The following is a 9,308-nucleotide window of genomic DNA, read 5'->3' as shown; positions in this document are numbered from 1 at the left end:
GGAGGGGGCCGGGCCCGCGACGATGGCTCACGGCTCCGGGTGCACCACCATGGCCGAGCCGCCGTAGCCGCGCTCGGTCTCGGCCGCCGCGACGAAGCGCCCGTCCCCGAGAATCCGGATCGCCGAGGCGTTGCCGATCCAGCGCACGTCCTCCAGCTCGTGGCCGAGCTCGCGCAGCTGCGCGCCCGTGGGAGAGCCGGCGAGACCCAGGTCGGCGCCCTCGGTGCCGTTGCGGGAGCTCAGCCGCGGAGCGGCCACGGCGTCGACCAGGGCGAGGTCACGGTCGATGTGCCCGGTGAGGATCTGCGCCACGGTGGTGATGATCGTGGCCCCGCCGGGGGTGCCGGCCGACATCCACGGCTCCCCGTCGCGCAGTACGATCGTCGGGCTCATCGACGAGCGGGGCCGCTTGCCCGGCCCCGGCAGGTTCGGATCGGGCACGCCCTCGGTCAGGGGCGCGAAGTTGAAGTCGGTGAGCTCGTTGTTGAGCAGGAACCCGTGCCCGGGGACCGTGATCCCGGAGCCGCCGGTCTGCTCGATGGTGAGGGTGTAGGAGACCACGTTGCCCCAGCGGTCGGCCACGTTGAGGTGGGTGGTCGAGACCCCGCCGGCGGGCTCGGGCTGGCGGGCCTGTGCCGTCCCGCACGCGGCGTAGTCCCCGTCGGGCTCCCCGAAGGCAACGGGCCGGGGCTGGGCGGTCCCCTCGTCGAAGAGGCAGGCGCGCTCGTCGGCGAACTCCTGGCTCGTCAGCTCCTCGACGGGCACGCCCTCGACGTCCCCGACCCACCGGTTGCGGTCGGCGAAGGCGGTGGCCGTGGCCTCCGAGAAGCGGTGCAGGTACTGGGCCTCGGGGACGTCCGCGAGGGCGGTGCCGGTCCGCTCGTCGTAGGCCTCCAGCAGGTTCAGGGTCTCGGCCACCGCGATCCCCCCGGAGCTGGGCAGGCCCATGCCGTAGACCTCCAGGCCGCGGTACTCGGTGGAGACCGGGTCCTTGAGCAGGGCCTCGTAGGAGCGGAGGTCCTCGCGGGTCAGCTCTCCGGGCAGGACCGCCGCGCCTTCGGCGGTGGTGGGCTCGCGGCTCTCGTCCACGATCGCCGCCGCGATCGACCCGTCGTAGAAGGCGCCGGTGCCCTCCTGCCGGATCGTGCGGTAGGTGCGGGCCAGGTCCGGGTTGCGGAACACGTCCCCGACCGCCGGGGCCTCGCCGTCGCGCAGGAAGAGCTCGGCCGTCGCGGGGAACGTCCGGAAGCGCTCGGCGTTCTGCGCGGTCTGCTCCCGGAAGTTCTCGTCCACCGTGAAGCCGCGGGCGGCGATCCGCTCGGCGGGTCGCAGCAGCCGGCGCAGGTCCATCGTGCCGAACTCCTCGGCGGCCGTCTCCCAGGTGGCCAGTGTCCCCGGCACGCCCACGGACGCCCCGGAGCCGACCACGGTGGCGAAGTCCAGCGGCTCGCCGTCCTCGCCCAGGAACTCGTCCTCGGTGTAGGTGGCCGGGGCGGTCTCGCGCCCGTCGACCGTGCGGACCTCGCCGGTCGCGGCGTCGTAGTGCACGAAGAAGCCGCCGCCGCCGATGCCCGCGGAGTACGGCTCGGTGACGCCCAGGGTGGCGGCGGCGGCCACGGCGGCGTCCGCGGCGTTGCCGCCCCGTTCGAGGACGTCGATGCCCACCTGGCTCGCCAGCGGGTCCACCGAGGAGACCGCCCCGCCGCCGCCGGTCATGGTGGGGACCTTGGGCAGCTCCGCGGTGACGGGCGAGCCGCGGCCCCCGTGGTGCCGATCCTCGTGCGCGACGGCCGCGGAGCCGCCGAGAACGGTGCCGGAGACGCCGAGCGCTCCGGCCAGACCCAGTGCGAGGTACCTCAGGGATGCGCGCATGGGCTCATGCTGGCACCGGAGCCCGCCCCCCACCAGGGCTGACGCTCAGATGTCCGCGGGTTGCGCGGGGGCCTCCGCCGGCTGGGAGGCCGTCACCAGCCGGTGCACCACCGCCTCGGCGTCCGCCGAGGGGTTGCCGAAGCGGTGCATCGTGACGGCGACGGCCTGCTCGGCGAGCAGCGGGAGCATCTCCACGCGGGAGGCGCCGACCACCGGGTCCGCGAGCACGTCGATCTCGGGCCGCCCCGCGAGCGCCTCGGCCAGCCCGTGCGCGGTCCCCACCACCCGGATCCGGCCGGACCCGCTGGGGTCCGACCAGTCGGCGGCCACCCGGGCGAAGGCCTCGTCCCCGCACGGGTCCAGCACGGAGCGGAACAGCTCGCGCACCTCCCCCGGCACCTCGGCCGCCGGGACGAGGACCACGCGGGAGCAGGAGCGCACGGCGGCCAGCCCCACCCGGATCACGTCGGTGAGCGGGGCGTCCTCCGCGGCGCGCACGACGACGTCGCGCGGGCGGTAGCGGAACAGGTTCGCCTCGCACGCCAGGCCGGTGGCGTCGTGGACGCGGCCGAACTCCCGCTCCCACCAGGCCTGGTCCTGCTCGGCGCAGGCGGTGAGCCAGGCCGCGTCGGCCGCCGGGACCAGGGGTCGCAGGGCCTCGAGGTGGCGGGCGACCGGCGCGGCGGGGCGCGCCCCGGTGCCGCGGTGCCCGTCCGGGGCCTCCGCGAAGGGGGCCTTGTGCCAGGAGCCGAGCTGGACGAGGTAGTTGGGCCCGCCGGCCTTGGCGCCCAGCCCCACCGAGGACCTCTTCCAGCCGCCGAAGGGCTGGCGCCGCACGACGGCGCCGGTGATGCCGCGGTTGACGTAGAGGTTGCCCGCCTCGACCAGCTCCACCCACGTGCTGATCTCCTCGGGGTCCAGGGAGTGCAGCCCGGCGGTGAGCCCGTAGTCCACGGCGTTCTGCAGCTCGAGCGCCTCGTGCAGGTCGGCGGCCTCCATGAGCCCCAGGACCGGGCCGAAGCACTCGGTGCGGTGGTAGAAGGAACCCGGGGCCACTCCGGTCCGGACCCCAGGCCGCCACAGCCGCCCGGTGTCGTCGAGCTGCCGGGGTTCGAGCAGCCACTCCTCCCCCGGGTCGAGCCGGGTCAGGGCCCGGCGCAGCTTCCCGGCCGGCTCGTCGATGGTGGGGCCCACGCTCGCCTGCAGGTTCTGCGGCCAGTCCACCACCATCGAGGACGCGGCGTCGAGCAGCTGGCGGCGGAACCGCGGGGACCGCGCCACGCTGCCCACGAGGATCCCGAGGGAGGCCGCCGAGCACTTCTGCCCGGCGTGGCCGAAGGCGCTGGTGACGAGGTCCCACACCGCCCGGTCCCGGTCCGCGCTGGGGGTGATCACCATGGCGTTCTTGCCGGACGTCTCGGCGGTCAGGGGCCGGCCCGGGCGCCAGGAGCCGAACAGCCGGGCCGTCTCGTAGGCGCCGGTGAGGACGATCCGGTCCACCCCCGGGTGGGAGACGAGCGCCTGCCCGACCTCCCCCTCCACGGAGTCCACGAGCTGGAGCACGTCCCGCGGCACCCCGGCCTCCCACAGGGCCTCCACCACGGCGGTCGAGCAGCGCCGCACCTCGGGGGCGGGCTTGTGCAGCACCGCGGCCCCGGCGGCGAGGGCCGCCACCGTGGAGCCGGTGGGGATGGCCAGCGGGAAGTTCCACGGCGGGGTGACCAGCACCAGCCGGTCGGGCACGAACCGCGCGCCGTCGACGGTCTCCAGCTCGAGGGACCGGCGGGCGTACCAGCGGCAGAAGTCGACCGCCTCGGAGACCTCCGGGTCGGACTGCCCCAGGGTCTTGCCCGCCTCCGCGCCGGCCACGGCGAGCAGGTGGCCGCGGCGGGCGGCCAGCACGTCGGCGGCCCGGTTGAGGATCTCCGCGCGCTCGCGGGCGCCGCGGCCGCGCCAGTCCTCGGCGGCGGCCCGGCCGGTGGCCACGAGACGCTCCACGTCGGCCGCGCCCACCGGCCCGGGCACGGGCAGCCCCTCGTACCAGCCGCGGTCCGTGATCCGCGCGGCGATGCCCTCGGCCCACGCCTGGTTCGCCGGGAGCGCGACGTCGGTGTCGGGCTCGTTGCGGAAGTCCTCGTCCAGCGGCAGGTGCTCCGAGCCGGCGCCGGGGGCGCCGCGGTCCTGGGTGCGGGCGGGCACCGGGTCGGTGTCCTGCCGCGGGTCCAGGGCCTCGAGCGCCGCGCGGAAGCGGCGCTCCTCCCGGACGAAGACCTCGTTGTCCGGGGCCAGGCAGAAGATCCCCGACATGAAGTTCTCTGGCGAGGCGTTCTCCTCGAGCCGGCGCACCAGGTAGGACACCGCGACGTCGAACTCGGCGGGGCGCACGGCGGGCACGTAGAGCAGCAGCTCGCCGACGTCCGCGCTGACCGCCCGGGCCTGCTCCACCGCCATGCCCTGGAGCATCTCGAACTCGATCCGCTCCGTCACGCCGCGGCGCTGCGCGAGCAGGTGGGCGAAGGCGATGTCGAAGAGGTTGTGCCCGGCCACGCCGAGCCGCAGCCCGGTCATCCGCTCGGGGCGGAGGACCCAGTCCAGGACCCGCTTGTAGTTGGTGTCGGTGTCCTGCTTGGTGTCCCACGTGGCCAGGGGCCAGCCGTGCAGCTCGGCGTCCACCCGCTCCATGGGCAGGTTCGCGCCCTTGACCAGGCGGACCTTGATCCCGGCGCCGCCGGCCGCGACCCGCTCCGCGGACCATGCGGAGAGCCGCCGGACCACCGCGAGCGCGTCCGGCAGGTAGGCCTGCACCACGATCCCGGCCTCGAGCCCGCGCAGCTCCGGACGCTCGAGCAGCCGGGTGAACACCTCGGTGGTCAGGTGCAGGTCGGAGTAGACCTCCATGTCGAGGTTGATGAACTTGCTCCCGGCCGGCGCCCGGGCCGCCGCCCGGTAGACGGGCAGCAGCCGCTCGACCACCGCCGCCACGGTGCCCTCGAAGCCCCAGTGGGACAGCTGCGGCACCACCGAGGAGACCTTGAGGGACACGTAGTCGACGTCGTCGCGCTCCAGCAGCGCGGCGGCGTCGGCGAGGTGCTTGTCCGCCTCCTCCCGGCCGAGGACCTCCTCGCCCAGCAGGTTGATGTTCAGCCGGTGCCCCTGGGTGGTCAGCCTCCGCACGGCCTGCCCGAAGGGCCCGGGCCGGGCGTCGACGACCATGTGGCCCACGAGCCGGCGCAGCCGGGCGCGCGCGGCGGGCACGACCACCTGCGGGGCCGTGGCCGCCAGGGCGGCCCCGGCCCGGATCTGGGCGCGGTCCGCGGCCGGCATGGTGCGCGGGACGATTCCCGCGACCGAGCGCAGCGCAAGGGCCGCCGCGCGGACGTCCTCGGTGCGCACCACCCGGTCGACGAAGCCCACGGTGAACTCGAGCCCGTGGGGGTCCTGCAGGACGGTGGCCAGGCGGTTGGCGGCGCCGTCCCGGTACCTCCGGCCGTCGGCGGCGCGGGTGAGCCACGCGCGGACCAGGGCGACGGCCTCGTCGGCCAGGGCGCGGGAGTCGGGCACGGACGGGGCGTCGGCGGACATGGCGGCACTCTCCTGGAGGCTCGGCCCGGCGGCGGCGCCGAGGCACTCCCTCGGCCACCGGCCGCATCCACCGGGCGTCACGGCGGCCGGTGGGACAACGCTACGGCCGCGGGCCCGCCGGGGGAAGAGCCGCCGCGGAAGAGCCCGCGCGCACGCCGGCCGCAGGGGTCCTAGCCGTGCGCGTGCGCCAGGATGTCCGAGGCCAGCCGGCCCATGACGGCCTTGTGCGGGGCGAGCATGGCGTACCAGTAGGCGCGGCCGGCGGCGCCCGCGGGCCGGAAGACCGTGGTCTGGCGGTAGAGGCAGCCGCCGCCCTCGCGGGGCTCCAGGAGGATGTCCAGCCAGGCCTCCCCGGGCATCCGGACCAGGGCGCGCAGCCGCAGCCGCCGTGCCGGCTCGAGGGCCTCGACCGTCCACCAGTCCAGGCGCTGCCCGGGCGCCAGCCGGTCCGGGTCCTCGCGGTGGCGCAGCCGCCCGGGCGGCAGGCCCAGGCGGTTGGCGGCGGCGCGGGCCGCCCAGAGGCGGTCGGTGCTGTACCAGCCGCGCTCCCCGCCGATGCCCTCGACCACCGCCCACACCGCGTCCGGGTCCGCCGGGCTGGTGCGCTGCACCGTGTCGACGTAGAAGCCCTGTGTCCGTGCCATGCCCCCTATCCAAGCACGCGGGCGCCGGGGCCGGGGAGGGCGGGATCAGCGCACCGGGATCCCGAAGCGGGCGAGGTGCTCGAGCAGCCCGTCGGTGGTCCGCAGCGCCGAGAGCTCCTGCGGGGCGACCCACCGGACCTCGTCGGCGTCGTCGCCGGGGCGCAGCGTCCCGCCGAGGTACGTCGCCGCGACGTCGTGCACCTCGTACACCACGCCCGGCCCGCCGGGGACGCGCACCACCCCGAGCTCGCGCTCGGCGCGCACCCGGGCACCGGTCTCCTCGAGGGCCTCCCGGACGGCGGCCCCGGCCACCGTCTCGCCGGGCTCCACCCGGCCGCCCGGCACGCTCCAGCACCCGCGCTGGGGGTCCGTGCCCCGGCGGATCAGCAGCAGCCGGCCGTCCGCGCCGACGACGACCGCCGCGGCGGCCCGGACGATGCGCATGCCCCGACACTACCGGCGGCAGGCACGGACCCGCCGCCGCATTACAGACGAATTCATTGAAATGCGCCTCGTGCGGTCCTACCCTGGGAGCACCCCCCCCCCGGGCCGGACTCGTCAGGATGCGAACGAGGAGGTGCCACCGTGACGTCGTCGACGCAGCGTTCCCGTGCCGCCGCCCTGCGCCTGGCGCTCCTGGCCGGGCTGAGCGCCCTCGGCTGGCTCCTGCTCGGAGCGACCGGGGCGAGCGCCGCGGAGACCCCCGTGCGCGGGCTCGGCCACCACCTCGACGGCACGGTCCGCGACGTCCTGCAGCCGGCGCCCGCCGCCGAACCACCGGCTCCCGCACTCCTGCCGCCGGTCGAGCTGCGCACCGGCCCGCTCGTCGAGGAGGTCACCGGCAGCGTCGGCGGCCTCACCCGGGCGGTCGAGGACGTCGCCGCCCCGCTCGCCGACGCGGTGGACGGCACGGCGGCCCAGGTGCCCGTGGTCGGCGGGATCGTGCCGCCCGGTACCGTCGGCACCGCCGTCCGGGAGACCACCGCACGGGTCGAGGGCCTCACCGGCACGGTGGACGCGGTCGTCCGGCCCGTCACCGGGACCGCGGACGACGTGCTCGTCCGGGCACCCGTCGTCGGGCAGGACCCCGTCACCGGGCCCGGCCTTCCGCCGCTCGTCCCCGCCCCGGGGGTCGCGCCCGTTCCGTCCGCCCCGCAGACGGCTCCACCCGACGCCGGATCACCGGACGAGGCACCGGGGGCCCCGGCGCCCGCGGTGCTCGACCCGTCGCCGGGCGACCTGCCGGAGACTCCGGCCGCCGACGGTGTGCTCCCTGCTCCTGCGGACCGCGCGCCGGCCGAACGCGCCGAGCCTGCTGCGCTCGGCGAGCCCGCCGTGGGCGCCGAAGGCCTGCGCGGGGAGACGGTGACCCCGGCCGTGACGACGGTCCCGCGGACGGGGCTCGACTCCCCCGCTGATCTCCTCCGCGGACTGGGGGTCGCCCCGAGCGGCCGCGGTGCCGTCGCGGCGGCCCCAGCTCCGGCGGACGCGGGCGTCCACGCGGGGGCTCAGAGGGTCGGCACAACCGGCACGAGTTCCTCGTCCTCCGGTACCGGCGGCACCGGGTCGATGTTCGGCGACGCCGCGGCCGGCGCCTGGCCCGGCATGCCCGGGGAGGTCGTCGTCCTGCACCTGACGGCCCGGTCGACGGCCGACGGCACCGAGCTGCCGCGCGGGGCCGCGGAGAATTTTCCGGCGCCCCCGGCGTTCGACCCCGGTTCCACACCTGATTGATGAGGCCTGCCCTGCCCGTTCCCGGGCAGACGCAGTCCGATCCGACCGCCCTGCGGTCACCCCCCCATCACATCAGGAGAACAGTCATGCACCAGGACATCCGTCGCGGCCTGTACGGCCTCGTCCTCGCCGCCGGCATCGCCGCCATCGGCTCGTCGGAGGCATCCGCGGCCGAGACCTCGGGCCAGGACGGCCTGCTCGCCGGCAACCAGATCGCCCCCGTGATCACCGCTCCCGTCGGCGTCGAGGGCAACCCCATCACCCTCATCGGCGACCCCACCACCGGCACCGGCACCGGCAAGAACAACACCCCGGGCAGCACCGTCCCCGCAGACGGCAGCACCCCGGTGACCTCCGGTCGGGATAGTCTCGCCGGCGGGAACCAAATCGTCCCCGTGATCACCACTCCCGTCACCGTCGAGGGCAACCCCATCACCCTCATCGGCGACCCCACCACCGGCACCGCAACCGGCGGAGACGCAGCCACCCCGGGCACGACCCCGGCCGCCCAGACCACCGGCCAGGACAGCCTCGCCGGCGGGAACCAGATCACCCCCGTGATCACCGCTCCCGTCACCGTCGAGGGCAACCCCATCACCCTCATCGGCGACCCCACCACCGGCACCGGCACCGGCACCGGCACCGGCACCGGCCAGAACAACACACCGGACAGCACCGTCCCCGCAGACGGCAGCACCCCGGAGACCTCCGGCCAGGACAGCCTCGCCGGCGGCAATCAGATCGCCCCCGTGATCACCGCTCCCGTCACCGTCGAGGGCAACCCCATCACCCTCATCGGCGACCCCACCACCGGCACCGGCCGGAGCAGCGCCGGCGGATCGGCTCCGGAGGCGGGCACCGTGCCGGCCGGCGGGCGCGGCACCGACGGCGGTGAGGAGACCGGGGAGAATCCTGCCGGCGCCGGAACGCACACCGGGGCCGGGGGCGCCAGCGCGAGCGGAGCCCTCGAGGACGCCCCGGCCCCGACCGACGGCAGTCCCGCCCCCGCCGGACTCGTCAGCGGGCCCACCGCTGCGGCGGCTCCCGGCGCGGGCCGCCCCGTCGCCCTCGAGGCGCAGGTCGAGGTCCACGCCCGGTCGGCACGTGGAGACGGCCGGGCCCCGGCTCCGAGGACCGGCCAGGCGCACGACTGCCTGACGCCCACGGCACCCGGTGCCGGGGCGGCCAGCATTGCCGCCGGCTCCGTCGCCGACGGCACCAGCACCGACGGCACCAGCACCGACGGGACGGCCGCCGCGCGCCCGGCAGAGCCTGCCGCCGGAGCCGCGGCACAGACGTGCGGCCCGGTGACGGTCTCCGCGGCGGCTCCAGCGGCGGCCACCACGGCCGCCGGGCTCGCGGGTCACGGCCTCGGGGCGGCGATGCTCGCCCTGCTCGGCGGCGCGGTGGTGCACCGCTGGGACCGCCGGCGCGCGACGCGGCGGTAGCCGCGGGCCGCGACGCCCCGGGGCGAGG

6 protein-coding genes are annotated in these 9,308 nt (G+C 76.5%); 2 read left to right on the top strand and 4 right to left on the bottom strand.

Going from position 1 to position 9,308, the window contains the following annotated elements; translation table 11 throughout:
* Positions 1–27: 27 nt before the first annotated feature.
* The 4 genes from ggt to ACWCOM_RS10145 form a co-directional block, all read right to left on the bottom strand.
* Entirely contained in the window at positions 28–1,872 is a 1,845-nt protein-coding gene (ggt, locus tag ACWCOM_RS10160) for a gamma-glutamyltransferase (RefSeq protein ID WP_454548626.1), read from the bottom strand.
* A gap of 45 nt (positions 1,873–1,917) precedes the next feature.
* Positions 1,918–5,454 (bottom strand): proline dehydrogenase family protein, encoded by a 3,537-nt coding sequence (locus ACWCOM_RS10155; protein WP_454548625.1) that lies wholly within the window; start codon positions 5,452–5,454, stop codon positions 1,918–1,920.
* 170 nt (positions 5,455–5,624) lie between these two features.
* Complete coding sequence (locus ACWCOM_RS10150) at positions 5,625–6,098, bottom strand: DUF2867 domain-containing protein (RefSeq protein ID WP_454548624.1); 474 nt, start codon at positions 6,096–6,098, stop codon at positions 5,625–5,627.
* Positions 6,099–6,143: 45 nt separating this feature from the next.
* Complete coding sequence (locus ACWCOM_RS10145) at positions 6,144–6,542, bottom strand: NUDIX hydrolase (RefSeq protein WP_454548623.1); 399 nt, start codon at positions 6,540–6,542, stop codon at positions 6,144–6,146.
* A 141-nt stretch (positions 6,543–6,683) separates the two neighbouring features.
* Here ACWCOM_RS10145 and ACWCOM_RS10140 point away from each other — a divergent pair, with 141 nt between their 5' ends.
* Together ACWCOM_RS10140 and ACWCOM_RS10135 are read left to right on the top strand one after the other, a co-directional pair.
* On the top strand, positions 6,684–7,832 hold the full coding sequence (locus tag ACWCOM_RS10140) for a hypothetical protein (RefSeq protein ID WP_454548622.1): 1,149 nt from the start codon (positions 6,684–6,686) through the stop codon (positions 7,830–7,832).
* Between the two features lie 86 nt (positions 7,833–7,918).
* Positions 7,919–9,280, top strand: coding sequence for a hypothetical protein (locus ACWCOM_RS10135; protein ID WP_454548621.1), 1,362 nt, complete (start codon positions 7,919–7,921; stop codon positions 9,278–9,280).
* The last annotated feature ends 28 nt before the right edge of the window (positions 9,281–9,308 follow it).

The sequence above is a fragment of the Kocuria sp. KH4 genome, assembly GCF_053711175.1.
The sequence above is the reverse complement of the archived record's forward strand: the minus strand, read 5'-3'. Positions and strand labels throughout refer to the sequence as shown.

Bases quoted from the DNA above. Each gene is read 5' to 3' on its own strand.
- ggt (WP_454548626.1), bottom strand. From the start codon at position 1,872: ATGCGCGCATCCCTGAGGTACCTCGCACTGGGTCTGGCCGGAGCGCTC.
- ACWCOM_RS10155 (WP_454548625.1), bottom strand. From the start codon at position 5,454: ATGTCCGCCGACGCCCCGTCCGTGCCCGACTCCCGCGCCCTGGCCGAC.
- ACWCOM_RS10150 (WP_454548624.1), bottom strand. From the start codon at position 6,098: ATGGCACGGACACAGGGCTTCTACGTCGACACGGTGCAGCGCACCAGC.
- ACWCOM_RS10145 (WP_454548623.1), bottom strand. From the start codon at position 6,542: ATGCGCATCGTCCGGGCCGCCGCGGCGGTCGTCGTCGGCGCGGACGGC.
- ACWCOM_RS10135 (WP_454548621.1), top strand. From the start codon at position 7,919: ATGCACCAGGACATCCGTCGCGGCCTGTACGGCCTCGTCCTCGCCGCC.